This window comes from Yersinia sp. 2545 StPb PI (assembly GCF_052217125.1).
Lineage (GTDB): Bacteria > Pseudomonadota > Gammaproteobacteria > Enterobacterales > Enterobacteriaceae > Yersinia > Yersinia enterocolitica_E.
The window spans coordinates 532024-549820 of sequence record NZ_JAZGPY010000001.1 but is presented as its reverse complement, the minus strand read 5'-3'; the positions used below and the strand labels follow the sequence as shown (position 1 = coordinate 549820).

Sequence of the window (17797 nt, the reverse complement as noted above, 5' to 3'; positions counted from 1 at the left end):
CGGGCAGCGGCGACAAAAAAAGGCCCCAAATGCTATTGTTGGCGGTTTCGCCGACCGACACCAACCCAAATACTCTGAAGTGTGGATACCGTCTTATGGAGCAAAACCCGCAGTCACAGCTGAAGCTACTTGTCACCCGTGGTAAGGAGCAAGGCTATCTGACCTATGCTGAGGTCAATGACCATCTGCCGGAAGATATCGTCGATTCCGATCAGATCGAAGACATCATCCAGATGATTAATGACATGGGCATCCAAGTGCTGGAAGAAGCACCTGATGCCGATGATTTGATGCTGGCCGAGAACACCACTGATACCGACGATGACGCGGCAGAAGCTGCTGCGCAGGTGTTATCCAGTGTTGAATCCGAAATCGGGCGTACTACCGACCCGGTGCGTATGTACATGCGCGAAATGGGTACCGTTGAGCTGTTAACACGTGAAGGCGAGATTGATATCGCCAAACGTATTGAAGACGGTATCAATCAGGTTCAGTGTTCAGTTGCTGAATACCCTGAAGCGATTACTTATCTGTTAGAACAATATGATCGCGTTGAAGCGGGTGAAGCCCGTTTATCTGACCTGATCAACGGCTTTGTTGATCCAAACGCCGAAGAAGATATTGCGCCGACGGCGACTCACGTTGGTTCTGAATTATCCACCGCAGAGATGGATGACGACGACGACGAAGATGAAGACGAAGACGAAGAAGAAGACGACAACAGCATCGATCCAGAGCTGGCACGCCAGAAATTCAGCGATTTGCGCGAGCAGTACGAAAACGCACGCATGGAAATCAAGAAAAATGGTCGTAGCCACGCCAATGCTGCTGCTGAAATTCTGAAGTTGTCTGAAGTGTTCAAACAGTTCCGCCTGGTACCGAAGCAATTCGACTATCTGGTCAACAACATGCGTACCATGATGGATCGCGTTCGTACTCAAGAACGTATCATCATGAAACTGTGTGTTGAGCAGTGCAAAATGCCGAAGAAAAACTTCGTTACTCTGTTTGCCAGCAATGAAACCAGTGATACCTGGTTTGCCGCAGCAATTGCGATGGGTAAACCCTGGTCTGAAAAACTGAAAGATGTCTCGGACGATGTTCAACGTAGCTTGCAGAAACTGCGCCAGATCGAAGAAGAAACCGGTCTGACAATTGAGCAAGTGAAAGACATCAACCGCCGTATGTCTATTGGTGAAGCGAAAGCGCGTCGTGCCAAGAAAGAAATGGTTGAGGCTAACCTGCGTTTGGTTATCTCTATTGCGAAAAAATACACCAACCGTGGTCTACAATTCCTTGATTTAATTCAGGAAGGCAATATCGGTCTGATGAAAGCAGTAGATAAGTTCGAATACCGCCGTGGTTATAAGTTCTCAACTTACGCCACGTGGTGGATTCGTCAGGCCATTACCCGCTCTATCGCGGATCAGGCGCGTACCATCCGTATTCCGGTACATATGATTGAGACCATTAACAAACTCAACCGTATCTCACGCCAGATGCTGCAAGAGATGGGCCGTGAGCCAACACCGGAAGAACTGGCTGAACGCATGCTGATGCCGGAAGACAAGATCCGTAAAGTGCTGAAGATTGCCAAAGAGCCAATCTCAATGGAAACCCCGATCGGTGATGATGAAGATTCACATCTGGGCGATTTCATTGAAGATACCACTCTGGAACTGCCGCTGGACTCTGCAACATCAGAGAGCCTGCGCTCTGCCACCCACGATGTGTTAGCTGGCCTGACCGCTCGTGAAGCGAAAGTTCTGCGTATGCGTTTCGGTATCGATATGAACACTGACCACACCCTGGAAGAAGTGGGCAAACAGTTCGACGTAACCCGTGAACGTATTCGTCAGATTGAAGCCAAGGCATTGCGTAAATTGCGTCATCCAAGCCGCTCTGAAGTATTGCGCAGCTTCCTGGACGATTAATCGTTAGTGACAGCAGCAAACACACACAAAACCCCGGCGTGCCGGGGTTTTTCTTTTTGGTCCCAAACCACCGATTCTCAAGCCTGCATCCGCACGTAATTACCTGCTATGTGCGTAAAAAACCTTAATTTTGTGCATAAAACAGCCATCTGATTTATCAGCTCTAGACCGCAGTATAAAAACTACCGTATAATCAGCGCCCAAGTCTGGCCCCTTAGCTCAGTTGGTTAGAGCACGCGACTCATAATCGCTTGGTCACTGGTTCAAGTCCAGTAGGGGCCACCAAATTTTAGCTGTTAAATCAGCACATTAAGCCAACTTCGAGTTGGCTTTTTTGTATCTGGTAACCTGTGTCGCAGCATTTTCTAGGGTGGGTTGCCATTCATGTACTAAAAATTTTATATCTTAGGCTTTGTTAGATTCACGCCATTCAGTAACCATTTCCTTGGTAACTTCTTTTTTATAGCAAATGGGGGAATAACCACCTGCCCGACTCCACGCGCTACGTTTTCCACAACTACTTCCATTGCTGGCAGAGTTAAAAGGACATGGGCAGTTGCCAGGGTACGACTCTATAGACTCGTTGATAATCATCTGTTTTACATGGTCATCAGATGAATTAGTCACTTTGGCGGAAGTAGGGAAAGAGAATAAAACAAACGCTAATGCCAGAATTGATATTGAATATTTCTTAGGGAAAAACATTATTTTGTACTTCCTTGTGAAAAGGAGAGTATTTGACTATCAGTAGAAATCCTTATTGATTTAGATTAATAAATCATCAATTTGATTATAAAATCCTTGGTTACACAAACATTAAAGTGACGCCGCGCTATATTTGCTCAACTCAATGAAGCATAACTGCACAATCTTGAATAGAGACTGTTGAATGGAATCTCACGGATACAATTACACTTTATCTGATTTTATCTGTCTCAGTGGCTAGCCAATTTAAACGAAAATTGTTCAATGCGGATTGGCTGGATATTCTAGTAGAAGAAGAGAAAAGCACCTTGAAATGGCGATAATGTCATCGATTCAGGTTATAGCAATTTACTCATCCCCCAAGCCTCTCGCTTTACCTAATTATCTTAAGATATATAGGTCATTGCTATTTTCTTGCCGAATATTCAATAGACAGTCCCTTCGTTGATGAAATGTTTTAGTCGGCTAAAATTCAACGCTACTTAACGACCTACAATAATTCTCGTACTATAAAATAGCCATCTAACTCTCCGCTGAGATCTGAAAATGTCTGTGCTTACTCACTTTGATATGCTTTTTCAATACAAGGCCTGGGCTGATAAAGAGATCCTCTCCGCTATCGCCAATGTTGATACCGCGGCTTATAAAGATAAACGTCATCTTATGATTCGCCTGATGAATCATATTTATGTAGTTGATCAAATATTTATCGCCAATATTCAGGGAGTTCCCCACCGTTATACTGCGCTGAATACGGTTGAAACACCGCCTCTAGAGGTGCTGAATAACGCCTTTGCTATCAGTGATAATCGCTATCTCGAGTATCTTCACTCTCTGGTTGAACAACAATTGGATGAAATGATTAACTTCAAATTTGTCGATGGGGGAAAAGGGGCAATGAGTAGAAAAGAGATGTTTTCCCATGTTGAGCATCATGGTGCTTATCACCGAGGCGCGGTGGGGTGGCTGCTGTCTGAATGTGAGGTGACACCACCAAAAGATGTGCTAACCCTTTTCTTACGCGACACTTATCAGGCAGAGCAATAATCAATCCCAGAGGCAATTAAATACGTTATCAGTTGATAACGTATTCAGTATAAGAATGCTATGAATTGACCAATTACGTTCTTAAAGCATCAATGGCGGCAGTTGGCATCGATATTACGGATTTGAGACTATTTTCAATACGTTCAACAATTGCCACCCGCGGGCCAGCAAGCCAGCCGTCACTGCTGTAAAAACGTGCCTCAGCATTCACTAATGCCTCTTGACTGTCAAAGGCACGCATCAGGTAATAAGCATCTGGGTCGTGCAGCGATTGACCATAAGCGACGACGTCCATCCCCTCCCTGGCGTGCAAGGGAATGCTGATCTCTTGCATAATTCGGTGGAATTCCACACCACTACCTGGCTTCAATGTGTATTGCAGTATTTCCAGTATCCGAGAATCCATTTTGCCTTTCCTGTCATTAATATCCATTGAGATTATGTTTCCCGCCGCAGATACCTTCCTTACCGCTTAATCACTTTTTCCCGATGGCATTCGCTGGCATCCAATACCTTACCTTTTTGTGAGGATACTGTCAGCTTACTGATGGGATGCCCACTCTGATTATCAACTAAAATAGAGTGCTTTTCGCCAACAGCAAACAAGTGATCTTCGCCCCATTGGCGCAAGCTGACCACAATAGGGAATAATTGGCGGCCTTTATCCGTCAACACATATTCATGGTAAGCACTGCCATCAGAGGCCGGGACTATCATCAGAATGCCGTGTTCAACCAACTCACGCAGGCGACCCGCCAAGATATTTTTTGCCAAGCCAAGGTTATTCCGAAATTCACCAAAACGGCGGATCCCATCAAAAGCATCACGAATTATCATGAGTGACCAGCGATCCCCCAAAACCTTAAGCGCTCTGGCAACCGGGCATTCTTCTGCCCCTATCTGGCCTTCACTCGTTTTAGTCATTCTTTTACTCCGATCATTTGCTGGAGAAACTGGTTGCATATTAAAACCACCTCTGTTAAAAATCAATTAAGTGGTTTCAAATAAAAACCATAAAGGCATCAGGTATTTTTATGTCCATCAGAAAAGAATCAGCAAAGAGTCGCACCCGGCGATTACCACAAACAGCTCTGGCACCACACCTCACATCAATAGTGGTGCCACTCTTGGCGATGGTATCCGCCATGGCGGTCGCCAATGTCTATTTTGCTCAGCCCCTACTCGATACAATGGCAACGGATCTTAACGTTAGTCCGTCGGCGATCGGTCTGGTGGTTACTCTGACGCAGGCAGGGTATGCCTTGGGGCTGATATTCATTGTGCCTTTGGGTGATCTGTGGGATCGCCGAAAATTAATTATCGGGCAGTTATTGTTATCTGCTGTGGCATTGATTTCGGTTAGCCTTGCCCCCACTTTTTCACTACTTTTGGTGGCGATGCTGATTATCGGCCTGATGGCTGTCGTGGTACAGGTGATTGTGGCTTTTGCTGCGGCACTGGCTCCAGAGCAACAAAGAGGCAAAATAGTGGGTAAAATCACCAGCGGTATCGTGTTGGGGATTCTACTCGCGCGCTTTATCTCAGGTACGATGGCCGACTTTGCCGGTTGGCGTTCCGTCTATTTTTGCTCCGCAGCAGTGATGCTATTGATGGTTATTATGCTTTATCGCATTATCCCACCCGTTGCCAAACCGGCTGTATCGTCATATCGGCAGCTACTGCTGTCGCTGTGGGGGTTATTTACCCGTGAGCGCGAGTTGCGTGTACGGTCTACTCTGGCCTTACTGATATTTATGGCTTTTAGTGTGCTGTGGACCGCAATGGTGTTACCACTCAGCAGCCCGCCATACGTATTATCGCCTAGTCAGGTAGGTTTATTTGGGCTGGCAGGTATCGCTGGCGCATTCGCCGCCGCTCATGCGGGGCAGTTGGCAGATCGAGGGTTGGGAGTGAAAACAACGCAAGTCGCCTTGGCGTTACTACTGCTCTCCTGGCTGCCGATCGCTTTTTTGCCTCATTCACTCTGGTGGCTGGTTATCGGTGTCGTTATATTAGATTTTGCCGTTCAGGCGGTGCATGTAACCAATCAGACCATCATATTGGCGCTACGTCCTGATACCCAAAGCCGCCTGGTTGCTGGCTATATGTTGTTCTATTCCATCGGTAGCGCCATCGGAGCTATCAGTGCAACGATGGTATATGCGAATGCGGGATGGTCAGGTGTTTGTATTCTGGGGGGGATGATAAGTGCCACTGCAATGCTATTTGCACATCTGGCGTACAGGAAATATTCCACAGTATAATTAGTTGAATATCATTGATTTTATTTATACATCTATTGTTCGACCTATACTCATGATAGTTATCGATAACCTAGTTCAGACTATACAGGAGTCATCGTCATGCTGAATATAGATCGGAAATACCTTATGAGCCTTGATGAAAGTACCTTAAAAAAACAACGGATTATCATGCGGGTCATCGCAATCCTGCTATTACTGGGCGGGATCTTTTGCCTTATTAACCCACTGGCCTCCAGCGTTGTTCTCAGCAAAATTATTGGTGTCCTACTGCTACTCAGTGGGATTGCAATGATCGTGGGTATGGTAACCAACCGTTCCCATAATCTTTGGCCAATGGTGACCGGTATTTTACTCGGCATCGCATATATTGTGATGGGTTATGTATTTATTACCAATCCAGCAATAGGGATGATAAGTCTGGCAGTGGTGCTGGCGGTGCTGTTTGCCTTTGGTGGAGTGATGCGGTTGATAACCGGTTTTAGAACATGGGGAATGCCGGGGGCATGGCTACAAATCTTGCTCGGCGTCTTAGATCTGATTATTACCTATCTATTGGTGAGTGCTGGCCCACTGATGTCGATCACCATGGTTACGACTCTGGTCGGGATTGAGATGCTATTTAGTTCATTTAGCTGCTTTATGGTCGCTGGTTTATATAAACAGAATTAATAACACATTATTCGCAGCGGTATCCTGAATTGCGATACCGCTGTCCTGGAAATATTCTCATGTTCGCTACTGATTATCACTACTCAGTTTGTGAACTGCCACTGTGAAATAACAACAACCGACTAATTCTCTCACCCTAGGTAGGCTGCGTGAAACTAACTGATTTTTTAATTGCTCTATGCATTACCGCAATTTGGGGGGCTAATTTTTCGGTAATAAAACTTGGCCTGATTGCCGCAGACCCGCTTATTTTAGCCGGGATTCGCTTCACGCTCTGCGCCCTACCCGCAGTCCTTTTTATCAAAAAACCTGATACTTCATGGCGATACATAATAGGTTACGGCCTACTGTTTGGTATCGGTTTATGGGGTATTGTCAATCTGGGTATTAAAGCGGGTGTCTCCGCAGGAATCGCTTCGTTAGTGCTGCAATTCGGCGCGTTCTTCACCATGATCCTTGGCGCATTGCTGTTTCGCGAAAAACTCTCAAGATATCAATGTATTGGTATCGCCGTTGCGCTCTTAGGGCTTATCAGTATTATTTTCATCAGTGATGGTTCTGTCACGCCTACTGGCCTGATATTGGTATTGTGCGGTGCAGTGGTATGGGGGCTGGTGAGTATTATAATTAAAAAAGCCAATACCAAACAGGTTTTTGCCTTTCTAGTTTGGTCGAGCCTATTTTCCCCTATCCCACTATTTCTACTGAGCTATTTATTTAATGGCTCCAGCGGTTTTACTGAGTTAGCCACCCAGTTCGATGTAACCACGCTGTTCTCTATTCTATTTCAGGTCTATCCCAATACGCTGTTTGCCTATTGGATTTGGAATTCATTACTGACCAAATACCCGGTTTCTGTTGTCGCGCCATTATCTTTGCTAGTCCCGATTTTTGGCCTGCTAGGTTCCGTGATGATTTTTAGTGAAAGCATTCCCGCCGCGAAAATTGTCGCGATGATACTGATTATCAGTGGGCTGATTATCGGCCTCTACGGTAGGCGGCTTATCGGCTTGCTACAGAGGAAATTCTCAATGGCTCCCTAGTTTTGCTGCCACCCAGTAAAATGGCCTGACTGAAGGTGCTATAGTCAGCTTTTATACTCCGACGAGAGCTATTATGTCCCGCAGCCAGCGTCTGCTTGACCTGATTCAAGTGCTACGCCGCCATCGCTATCCCGTAACAGGTGCTGCGTTGGCGGAGGAACTGGCTATCAGTGTGCGGACACTTTATCGCGATATTGCCACCCTACAACAGCAAGGCGCTGATATTGCAGGCGAACCCGGTCTGGGCTATGTGCTGCGCCCAGGTTTTATGCTGCCGCCCTTGATGTTCTCCGAAGAAGAGATAGAAGCACTGGTATTAGGGTCGCGCTGGGTCAGCCATCGTGGAGATACCCATCTGAGTGCCGCTGCCCGTAATGCTTTGGCGAAAATCGCAGCGGTTTTACCTACAGATTTACGTGACGAATTAGATGCCTCGACACTGCTCATCGGCCCTGTCGGCCATATGCCTGACTGTGAACTGGCGCTACCGGTATTGCGCCGCGCAATCCGTGCCGAGCGCAAAGTGGATATTACCTATCAAGACCTGAAAGGGGCTAACTCATGTCGCCGCATCTGGCCTTTTGCTATCGGTTTTTTTGAACAGGTGCGCGTAGTGGTGGCCTGGTGTGAGCTACGCCAAACCATCCGTAACTTTCGCGCGGATCGAATAAGCGCTATTTCTCTTACGGATCAACGCTATCCTCAGCGCCGACAGCTGTTGCTAAAACAGTGGCGGGAAGCGGAAGGCATCGATGATCAGTCGCTGCTGTCGACACCACCAAAACCGTAGTTTTTTATTGTCACTACAAATCAATAATCACTACTGACAGAAACTGTCAGTATGCCCCGCTAGGATAGAACCCAGTTAAGCGATATTCGGTTAACAAAAAAACTATCCATTTGATTAGATACCTAAAGTATTTGGAATTTCAGGTAGGCCGGTCGAGCACCGATTTGGGCGCTGCAATTTCAAGTACTAAAGGGATAAGGGGAAAAACCATGGCAGATCCGAATTTCATTATTCTTTATGTTGATAGCCCGGCCAACAGCGCGACGTTTTATGGTGACTTGCTGGCAAAGGCACCGGTAGAACTTCACCCAACCTTTGCCATGTTTGAACTGGATTCAGGGGTGATGCTGGGCTTATGGTCAAAACATACGGTTGAACCGGCGGCGACAGCCACCGGTGGCGGTGGTGAAGTGGCTTTTGCTCTGGCCGATAAAGCTGCTGTGCAATCGTTATATAATGACTGGCAACAGCGCGGCTTATCTATTTTGCAACAACCATTACAGATGGATTTCGGCTATACCTTTGTGGCTTTAGATCCTGATGGCCACCGCTTGCGGGTTTTTGGTGACTGATTAATAGCCAAGTTATAAATAGCCATCGCGAGAAACGAAGGGGATATACTTTATAGGTATAATTCCTTCGTTTAATACTTCATGTTACTGCCCCTTCCCTGATGTCATATTCATGACGGCTATCACAATCAGCACACTGCGATTTCCCAAGTTGCACAGCACCGTCTAAATTTGAATAAAAAATCTCATCCGACCACTTGCTGCATTCGGCCAGAGCGGCAGAGACATAACAATAACGGTTTGGTGATATTGCGCAGATTTACGTTGCTGCAATATAGCCAGAATGCACCCGATGGAGACTGCAATGTTAGCTTACCCTCACCTGCTCGCGCCCCTTGATCTTGGCTTTACTACCCTGAAAAATCGCGTATTAATGGGTTCGATGCATACCGGGCTAGAGGAATTACCCGATGGACCTCAACGTTTGGCCGCATTCTATGCTGAGCGGGCCGCCGGTGGTGTCGCCCTGATTGTCACCGGGGGTATCGCCCCCAATAAGCAAGGCGTGGTGTATCAGGGGGCCTCAGTATTAAATGATGCGGCGCAAGTCCCCCATCATCAAATCGTGACGGATGCAGTACATCAGGCGGGCGGTAAGATCGCGCTGCAAATCCTACATGCCGGCCGTTACAGCTATCAGAAACACCCCGTGGCTCCTTCCGCATTGCAAGCCCCGATTAACCCCTTTACCCCACAGGCATTGAGTAGTGATGAAGTACGGCAAACTATTGCCGACTTTGCCAACTGTGCACAGCTTGCCAAACAAGCGGGTTACGATGGTGTCGAGGTGATGGGATCTGAGGGCTATTTGATTAACCAGTTCCTCGCTGCCAGAACTAATCAGCGCGATGATGACTGGGGCGGGGACTTTACCCGCAGAATGCGCTTTGCCGTAGAAATTGTGCGGGCAGTCCGTGAGGCGACCGGAACTGATTTTATACTGATTTACCGCCTTTCGATGCTTGACCTGGTGGAAGAAGGTTCCAGTTGGCAAGAAATTGAACAATTGGCGCAGGCGGTTGAACAGGCCGGTGCCACCCTGATTAATACTGGCATTGGTTGGCATGAAGCACGTATTCCCACTATCGCTACCATGGTGCCACGGGCCGGATTCAGTTGGGTGACGCGCAAATTGATGGGGGCAGTGGCTATTCCGCTGATCACCACTAACCGCATTAATGACCCTGCGGTTGCTGAGCAGGTACTGGTTGATGGTTGCGCGGATATGGTGTCAATGGCGCGCCCGTTCCTCGCTGATGCGGCGTTTGTCCAAAAAGCAGCACAACATCGGGCCGACGAAATTAACACCTGTATCGGCTGCAATCAGGCCTGTCTGGACCAGATTTTCGAAGGCAAACTCACTTCATGCTTAGTCAACCCTCGCGCGTGCCGTGAAAGCGAAATGCCCATACTCCCCACAGAAACACCAAAACGGTTAGCCGTCGTCGGTTCCGGGCCGGCCGGACTGGCTTTCGCCGTTACCGCTGCCAGCCGTGGTCATCAAGTGACGCTATTTGATGCTGCAACAGATATCGGTGGCCAATTCAACATTGCCAAGCAGATCCCAGGTAAGGAAGAATTTTATGAAACGCTGCGCTATTTCCGCCGTCAGTTGGTGCTCCATGGTGTTATTCAGCAGCTAAATACCTCGGTACAGCCACAGCAGTTGGCTGATTTTGATGAAATTATCCTCGCCTGTGGTATCCAGCCACGCCTGCCAGCTATCAAGGGGATTGAGCATCCGAAAGTCCTTACTTATCTGGATGTATTGCGCGATAAAAAACCGGTCGGTGAGCGCGTGGCCATTATTGGTGCGGGGGGAATTGGTTTTGATACCGCCGAATACCTCAGCCAATCCGGTGATTCCAGCAGTCTGGACAGTGCTGCATTCAGTCGCGAATGGGGCATCGATCAACATTTGGCACATCGTGGCGGATTATCCCCGGCGGGGTCCAAAGTGCATCCGTCACCTCGACAGATTTTCTTGTTACAACGGAAAACCAGTAAAGTGGGTGAAGGCTTGGGTAAAACCACCGGTTGGATCCACCGTACCAGCCTGGCGATGCGTGGGGTGAAAATGCTTAACAGTGTGAGTTACGACAGCATTGATGATGAAGGTTTGCATATCACCCGTGCAGAACAGGCGAGCTGTTTACCCGTCGATACCATCATTATCTGTGCGGGCCAGGAACCGCGTAGGGAATTACATCAGCCCTTGCTGGATATGGGAAAAACCGTGCATCTGATTGGTGGCGCGGATATCGCCGCTGAGCTGGATGCACGCCGGGCAATTGATCAAGGGACGCGTCTGGCGCTGGTTATATAAGCAGGAATAAGCAAAACAGGGGGTGGCATGCCCCCCCCCTGCGGCTTCAAGCAGGGAATACCCAAAGTAAGTGGAGTCGCAGGTAGGCAGCAAGTGAACAAACCCCGATGAGCTTACATAAGTAAGTGATTCGGGTGAGTGAACGTAGCTAACACCCCTGCGGCTTCAAGTACGAAGGGTATTTAGAAATCGCTATACGACATATCAAGACTGCCGCTACCACCACCCTCGGAACGGGATGATGCCGTTTTCACTGCTTTCAGCACCATAAATTTCTGGTTTGAATCTAATGTTTCGCAGTTACCGAACAAACGTTTAAGTTTGTGGAAATAGTCCAGATGGCGATTACCCACAATCATCAGTTCCCCCCCCACCTTCAGACAACGTTTAGCATCACAGAACATCTGCCAGGCCACATGGTCACTGACCGCATGCTGTTGGTGGAACGGAGGGTTACATAGCACCAGTTGCAGGCTCTCACGCTCAACACCGGCCAAACCATGGCTTACCATGAATTCACAGCGTGGTAAGTCTTGTGGGCGGTTATAGGTGATATTCAGCTCACTGGATGCAACGGCCATATAGGACTCATCGACAAACAGCATTTCTGCCAATGGATTTTGTTCCAATGCAATTAAACCGACGACACCATTACCACAACCCAGATCCGCGATTTTGCCCGCCACATCATACGGCAGGATCTCCATAAAGAAGCGCGCACCGATATCCAAATTATTGCGAGAGAAAACGTTAGCATGGTTATGGATGACATATTCGGTATTCGCCAGCGGCCAATCGGTGGTTTCCGGTGCATCTGCCAGTGGAATATCTGCCACTTCGCAGTGAATCAGGCGGGATTTCTTCCACGCCAGCGTGGTTTTGGTCGGGCCAAGAATTTTTTCGAACAATTGCAAAGTTGAATTATGCACATCGCGGGATTTCGCCCCAGCAATAATCACCGTATCTGGGGCTACGACCAGGCGCAATGCGCGTAATTGCTGCTCCAACAGCGCCAAAGCTTTAGGGATCTTAATCACCACCAGCTTAGGAGCGGCGGGTAACGCATCAATACTGCTTAATAGGGTAACGGCATTTTCATCTAACTGATTTAACTGCACGTTATGCGTCGTCGCCAACTGGCTCATATAAGAGTCACTGACACTGAATGGACGATAAGCATGTAAAGCGCAGGCCAGCGTTCCAAACTGATCATTAAATACCAGCACCGGGCGGCCATCAATTTGGCTTAAGTCAATGTTTTGTAGCAGATATTCATCTGCTGCTTCCCACGCCTGTAGGGTATTGGAATTTTCTTGTGGTGGAAAACGCTCAAGCTCAAGGCTTTGCGTTCCCAGTAAGAGTTGGCTCATCACCGCTCCTGAATAATAAATTTGGGCTGTTTATCCCCTAAAACGGGCGATCAGTAAAATGTTTTTTTGCTTAAATGACATTTTAGCAAGGCCAAAGCTAGCTAAAAGGCAGAAATGCCAGAGGCATGACCTGATAAGCAATCTGACCAATAGCTCAACATAGCTTAATCAATGGCGTATTTTACCCTGATACCAATCATTACCAAAGCTTACTTTCATGTTAACTCATTATCAAATGACTCAAATTCTTTTGGCTCAATATAAAATACCCAACCAGACGAACTTAAACAGTTTATTAATTATATATTATTATTTATTCACATAACAAATTAAATAATTAATATATCATTATTTAATTAAATCGCATCAAAAATTATATTTATTTTAACCAAATTCAAATGCAACACATTGAGAGGAAACCAATGTTTGTCGTTGGAAAATAATATATCTCGTCATTGATAAATTTTTAACATTAATTACCAGGAAGGTAAATAAAAAATGTATATGTCAAATATTACTCAGCCCGATAGTGGCAAAGAAACACTGCAACCTACTGACGCCCATTTATCACCTTATCGTATAACGCCTTGTGCTAAAGCTATTGGTGCTCTGTTATTAGTATTGGGTAGCACAACTGCCTGGGCTGATAGTAAAGATAGTTTATTCGATGAAGTAGGTGCTGTATTTACTGAAGCCAGCGATCTCTTCCAGGCGATAAAACCCGTTGCTGCTAAAGTGCTCTCCCCAGAGCCTATTGCTCAAAAACAACAGCAGCTACAAGAGAGAAAAAAACCGAAAGCAGGCATCAATATCCCACCAGCGGATATCGTAGACAATATAGCTAAATCAACACTTGTCATTGGCCACAATCCGCAAGCCGGTAGCTATCTTGCCAACCAAATGGCTGCACAACAGATGTTTATTACTGACGACCTACAGCATCGCCAAGGAGAAACTCCCTACATTGACCCAATGACGGGCGAGCAAAAAGTTACCGGCATGTGGTTAAACACCAATGGGGCGATAACCCGCTTTAGCTCCGGTCAGGACCAACTCCACACCAAAGGCACCCGCTATTCAACTCAATTAGGGGGCGAAATAAGCCAATGGAGCAGCGGTGAACATGATCTAGGAATTCTGGGAATAACTGCCGGTATCGGTAAAGCCAGCAGTCGTAGCAATTCCACCACATCTCAGCATCAAGCTAATGGGTCTGTAGTTGGCTATAACTTAGGGTTATATAGCGTCTGGCATGCCAACAACATCAGTCAACTTGGGCCTTATATTGGTTTACTTGCACAATACGGAATGTTTAATAATCAGGTTAAGGCACCAGAAGTCGTCACCGGTGCGAATTATAAGTCTTATATATTCACCTCGGCGTTAGAAACAGGTTACAAAATTCAATTGATCGAAAAAGAGAAGGCTAAGTTATTTGTACAACCACAGGCGAAAGTATTGTTGCAACGTAGCAGTGGGCTGCAACATAAAGAACTCACCGGGCCACAGATAAAGATAGAAGAGCACAATACGGTTACGACCAAATTAGGATTACTTACAACGCTAGAACTTGGCACTGATACTTTATCTACTACTAACACCTTAAAAATCAAACCGTTCATTGAAACTAATTGGATAAATAGCAACGGGAATAAAGGGCTATTACTGGATGATGCCCATATTACACCGCAAGGAATTAACAACATTGCTGAGTTGAAACTAGGTGTTGAGGGCAAGTTCAATAACAACCTTAAGCTATGGAGCCACCTTGGTCAGCAGTTAGGTAAGCACAATTACTCAGATACCCAAGCGACTTTGGGTATCAATTACCAATTTTAAATTAGTTAGATACTAATTTCTTAACGAAAAACCAGTACCAGCAAAGTGTAACGTGATGCTGGTACTGATACTTTTTATTTAAGTCATTAGATTTGGCCCAACTGCACAATAGGATTTTGTCTAAACGATGGGAAAACGTTATTATCGGCCCATATCAGCCATCAATTGATTGACTAACTTAGCCAGAGCAAATACATATGCAGGAACTGACTTATCTGCAAGGTTATCCCGAAAACTTACAGTCTCAGGTACGCCAACTCATCACCGAGCAGCGTCTGGGGAATGTATTACGTCAGCGCTATCCACAATCCCATGATTACAATACGGATAAGATGTTGTATCAATACACGGTTGATTTAAAAAACCAGTATCTACGCAACGCTCAGCCGTTAAGTAAAGTGGCCTACGACAGTAAAATTCAGGTGATGAAGCATGCTCTCGGCCTGCATACCGCAATTTCCAGGGTGCAAGGTGGCAAATTGAAAGCAAAAGCAGAGATTCGGGTCGCCACTGTGTTTAAAAACGCGCCAGAAGCCTTCCTAAAAATGATAGTGGTTCATGAATTGGCGCATTTGAAAGAGAAAGATCACAACAAAGCATTCTATAGTTTGTGCTGCCATATGGAGCCGCAATATCATCAGTTAGAGTTTGACACTCGCCTCTATCTGACTCATTTGGATCTGTTTGGTGCGATTTATTAGTATTTGATTTACAAAGCCATACCGAATAGATTTCAAGGGGCAGACAGGCGGCAAGCAAGTGAACATAGCGCCCCCCTGTAACGTCAAGTACGAAGGGAATTCGCCAAGAAAATCCCCCTGTGGGTGTAACCATCTGGCGGTTCAACGTGTTTTTCTTCTGTAGTAACGGAGTTCACTATGATTCGCTTCGCTGTTATTGGCACTAATTGGATCACCGCACGCTTTGTTGATGCCGCCCACGAAAGTGGCAAGATGAAACTGGTTGCCGTTTACTCCCGTAAGCTGGAACAGGCCCAAGAGTTTGGCGATGATTACAACGTTACTGACTGCTTTGATAATCTGGAAGCCTTGGCGACGAGTGACCAGATTGATGCGGTGTATATTGCCAGCCCGAACTCCCTACATTATCCCCAGGCAAGATTGTTCCTCAGCCATAAAAAACACGTTATTTGCGAGAAATCGCTGGCATCAAATCTGGCTGAAGTCGAAGCGCTGGTTGCCTGTGCCCGCGAACATCAGGTCGTGCTATTTGAAGCTTTTAAAACTGCCTATCTGCCTAACTTTATTCAGTTAAAGCAGGCACTGCCCAAGGTGGGAAAATTACGTAAAGTCACCATTAACTTCTGCCAATATTCATCACGTTACCAGCGCTACCTGAACGGCGAAAATCCCAACACCTTTAACCCGGCCTTTTCTAATGGCTCAATCATGGATATTGGTTACTACTGTTTGGCTAGCGCACTGGCATTATGGGGCGAGCCGAAATCAGTACTGGCCAGCGCCAGTTTGCTCCCCAGTGGGGTCGATGCCCACGGCACCGTCTGTATGAATTATGGCGATTTTGATGTGGTTCTCATCCATTCAAAAGTCAGCCAATCAGATATCCCCAGTGAAATTCAGGGGGAGGATGGTTCGCTGATTATTGAAAGTATCTCTGAATGTCTGTCTATCGCCTTTACCCCAAGAGGGGGCCATTCGGTGGATCTGACGCTGCCACAGCATATTAATACTATGCTGTATGAAGCTGAGGTTTTTGCCAATTTGGTGGAAAATGCGCAGGTAGAACACGCTGGTTTGCAGTTGTCGTTGCTCACCTCGCGTATTCAAACAGATATTCGCCGCCAGACTGGGGTTATTTTCCCAGCCGATACCCAGCCACCGGCTGTAAGTTAATTTACTTTCAATGATTGACCAGCAGCCCATTTTCAATTATTTTTGCGCGGCAAAGGGGAGTAACTTCATTGCCGGTCAGCCGTCATTACGGTGCGAAAGCACCCGGTTACCGGGCAACCTCATTATGTACTAGCACCTATGGGTGTTGTTACATTATCGGTGTTGTAAGTGAGACCTTGCCGGAAGGCGAGGTTTGCTTGCAGCTCAGACATAGCGGCTAGCGTCTTCCGACGTTGGCCGTTTTTGTTTTTAAGAGGTTTATGAATGATGAATACCGTGGGTACTCCCTTATTGTGGGGTGGTTTTGCTGTTATCGTGACGATTATGCTTGCCATCGATTTACTCCTACAGGGGCGTCGTGGTGCACAAACCATGACACTGCGTCAGGCTGCCTGCTGGTCTCTAGTGTGGATTAGTTTGTCTTTACTGTTTAATGCTGGTTTTTGGTGGTATCTGGCCGAAACAGTGGGGCGTGATATCGCCGACAAGCAAGCACTTGCCTTCCTGACTGGCTATCTGATCGAGAAAGCACTCGCCGTAGATAACGTCTTCGTTTGGTTAATGCTGTTTAGCTATTTTGCTGTTCCTGCCAATTTGCAGCGCCGGGTACTGATTTACGGTGTGCTGGGTGCGATTGTACTGCGTACTATTATGATCTTCGCCGGCAGTTGGCTGGTGTCGCAATTCAGTTGGATCCTGTATCTGTTTGGTGCTTTCCTGCTGTTTACCGGTATCAAAATGGCATTGGCAAAAGAAGACGATACTCCCATCGGTGAGAAACCACTGGTTCGCTGGATTCGTAATCACTTACGCATGACGGATGAGTTACATGGCGACCGCTTTACTGTGCGTAAAAATGGCCTGCTCTATGCAACACCACTAGTGCTGGTATTAATTCTGGTTGAGCTAAGTGATGTGATTTTTGCCGTTGACAGCATCCCAGCTATCTTCGCGGTGACCACCGATCCCTTTATTGTGTTGACCTCTAATCTGTTCGCTATTTTAGGTCTGCGTGCCATGTATTTCTTACTCGCAAACGTGGCCGAACGCTTCTCAATGTTGAAGTATGGTTTATCCGTCATTCTGGTGTTTATCGGTATCAAAATGATGATTATTGACCTGTTCCATATCCCTATTGGCATTTCATTAGGTGTGGTAGCCGGTATTCTGGCACTGACATTGTTAATTAATGTCTGGGTAAATCATCGTGCAGACCGCCGTTTAGCAGCAGATAAGACTATCCACAAGTAAGCTGCCTGACGCTACAATCTATTATGCGGGGGAGTAATAACCCCGCATTTATCCCGTATATTTCGCCACTCACCAAATGTTATTACGATCACATAAATGTAAACGAAATGTTA

16 protein-coding genes and 1 tRNA gene are annotated in these 17797 nt (G+C 46.6%); 13 read left to right on the top strand and 4 right to left on the bottom strand.

Features of this window, described 5'->3' with window-relative positions:
- Positions 1-95 precede the first annotated feature (95 nt).
- Positions 96-1934, top strand: coding sequence for an RNA polymerase sigma factor RpoD (rpoD, locus tag V1955_RS02405; protein WP_005190373.1), 1839 nt, complete (start codon positions 96-98; stop codon positions 1932-1934).
- 208 nt (positions 1935-2142) lie between these two features.
- Positions 2143-2219, top strand: a tRNA-Ile gene (locus V1955_RS02400).
- 120 nt (positions 2220-2339) lie between these two features.
- Here the strand turns inward: V1955_RS02400 and V1955_RS02395 are convergent.
- On the bottom strand, positions 2340-2639 hold the full coding sequence (locus V1955_RS02395; protein ID WP_083162358.1) for a hypothetical protein: 300 nt from the start codon (positions 2637-2639) through the stop codon (positions 2340-2342).
- Between the two features lie 546 nt (positions 2640-3185).
- Here V1955_RS02395 and V1955_RS02390 point away from each other — a divergent pair.
- On the top strand, positions 3186-3686 hold the full coding sequence (locus V1955_RS02390; protein WP_083162356.1) for a DinB family protein: 501 nt from the start codon (positions 3186-3188) through the stop codon (positions 3684-3686).
- 73 nt (positions 3687-3759) lie between these two features.
- On the opposite strand, the gene V1955_RS02385 is transcribed toward V1955_RS02390, so the two are convergent.
- Together V1955_RS02385 and V1955_RS02380 are read right to left on the bottom strand one after the other, a co-directional pair.
- Positions 3760-4092, bottom strand: coding sequence for an NIPSNAP family protein (locus tag V1955_RS02385; protein ID WP_083162354.1), 333 nt, complete (start codon positions 4090-4092; stop codon positions 3760-3762).
- 59 nt (positions 4093-4151) lie between these two features.
- Positions 4152-4610 (bottom strand): winged helix-turn-helix transcriptional regulator, encoded by a 459-nt coding sequence (locus V1955_RS02380; RefSeq protein ID WP_442820471.1) that lies wholly within the window; start codon positions 4608-4610, stop codon positions 4152-4154.
- A gap of 110 nt (positions 4611-4720) precedes the next feature.
- Between V1955_RS02380 and V1955_RS02375 the strand changes: the two genes are divergently transcribed.
- From V1955_RS02375 to V1955_RS02350, 6 genes are all read left to right on the top strand, one after another.
- Positions 4721-5950 (top strand): MFS transporter, encoded by a 1230-nt coding sequence (locus V1955_RS02375; protein WP_442820470.1) that lies wholly within the window; start codon positions 4721-4723, stop codon positions 5948-5950.
- 99 nt (positions 5951-6049) lie between these two features.
- Positions 6050-6619 (top strand): HdeD family acid-resistance protein, encoded by a 570-nt coding sequence (locus tag V1955_RS02370; RefSeq protein WP_032907485.1) that lies wholly within the window; start codon positions 6050-6052, stop codon positions 6617-6619.
- Positions 6620-6768: 149 nt separating this feature from the next.
- Entirely contained in the window at positions 6769-7662 is an 894-nt protein-coding gene (locus tag V1955_RS02365; RefSeq protein ID WP_372569682.1) for an EamA family transporter, read from the top strand.
- A gap of 73 nt (positions 7663-7735) precedes the next feature.
- Positions 7736-8452: a helix-turn-helix transcriptional regulator gene (locus V1955_RS02360; RefSeq protein ID WP_083162348.1), complete on the top strand. Its 717-nt coding sequence runs from the start codon at positions 7736-7738 to the stop codon at positions 8450-8452.
- A 209-nt stretch (positions 8453-8661) separates the two neighbouring features.
- The gene (locus tag V1955_RS02355; protein ID WP_442820469.1) at positions 8662-9024 is read left to right on the top strand and encodes a VOC family protein; all 363 of its coding nucleotides are present in this window, start codon (positions 8662-8664) and stop codon (positions 9022-9024) included.
- Positions 9025-9328: 304 nt separating this feature from the next.
- Positions 9329-11350, top strand: coding sequence for an oxidoreductase (locus V1955_RS02350; protein ID WP_442820468.1), 2022 nt, complete (start codon positions 9329-9331; stop codon positions 11348-11350).
- A gap of 182 nt (positions 11351-11532) precedes the next feature.
- On the opposite strand, the gene rlmG is transcribed toward V1955_RS02350, so the two are convergent.
- On the bottom strand, positions 11533-12720 hold the full coding sequence (gene rlmG / locus V1955_RS02345; RefSeq protein ID WP_372569685.1) for a 23S rRNA (guanine(1835)-N(2))-methyltransferase RlmG: 1188 nt from the start codon (positions 12718-12720) through the stop codon (positions 11533-11535).
- Positions 12721-13224: 504 nt separating this feature from the next.
- Here rlmG and V1955_RS02340 point away from each other — a divergent pair.
- From V1955_RS02340 to V1955_RS02325, 4 genes are all read left to right on the top strand, one after another.
- Positions 13225-14559, top strand: coding sequence for an autotransporter outer membrane beta-barrel domain-containing protein (locus V1955_RS02340; RefSeq protein ID WP_442820467.1), 1335 nt, complete (start codon positions 13225-13227; stop codon positions 14557-14559).
- 197 nt (positions 14560-14756) lie between these two features.
- Entirely contained in the window at positions 14757-15260 is a 504-nt protein-coding gene (locus tag V1955_RS02335; protein WP_005192896.1) for a M48 metallopeptidase family protein, read from the top strand.
- 177 nt (positions 15261-15437) lie between these two features.
- The gene (locus V1955_RS02330) at positions 15438-16433 is read left to right on the top strand and encodes a Gfo/Idh/MocA family protein (protein ID WP_083162340.1); all 996 of its coding nucleotides are present in this window, start codon (positions 15438-15440) and stop codon (positions 16431-16433) included.
- Positions 16434-16697: 264 nt separating this feature from the next.
- Positions 16698-17684: a TerC family protein gene (locus V1955_RS02325; RefSeq protein WP_083162338.1), complete on the top strand. Its 987-nt coding sequence runs from the start codon at positions 16698-16700 to the stop codon at positions 17682-17684.
- The last annotated feature ends 113 nt before the right edge of the window (positions 17685-17797 follow it).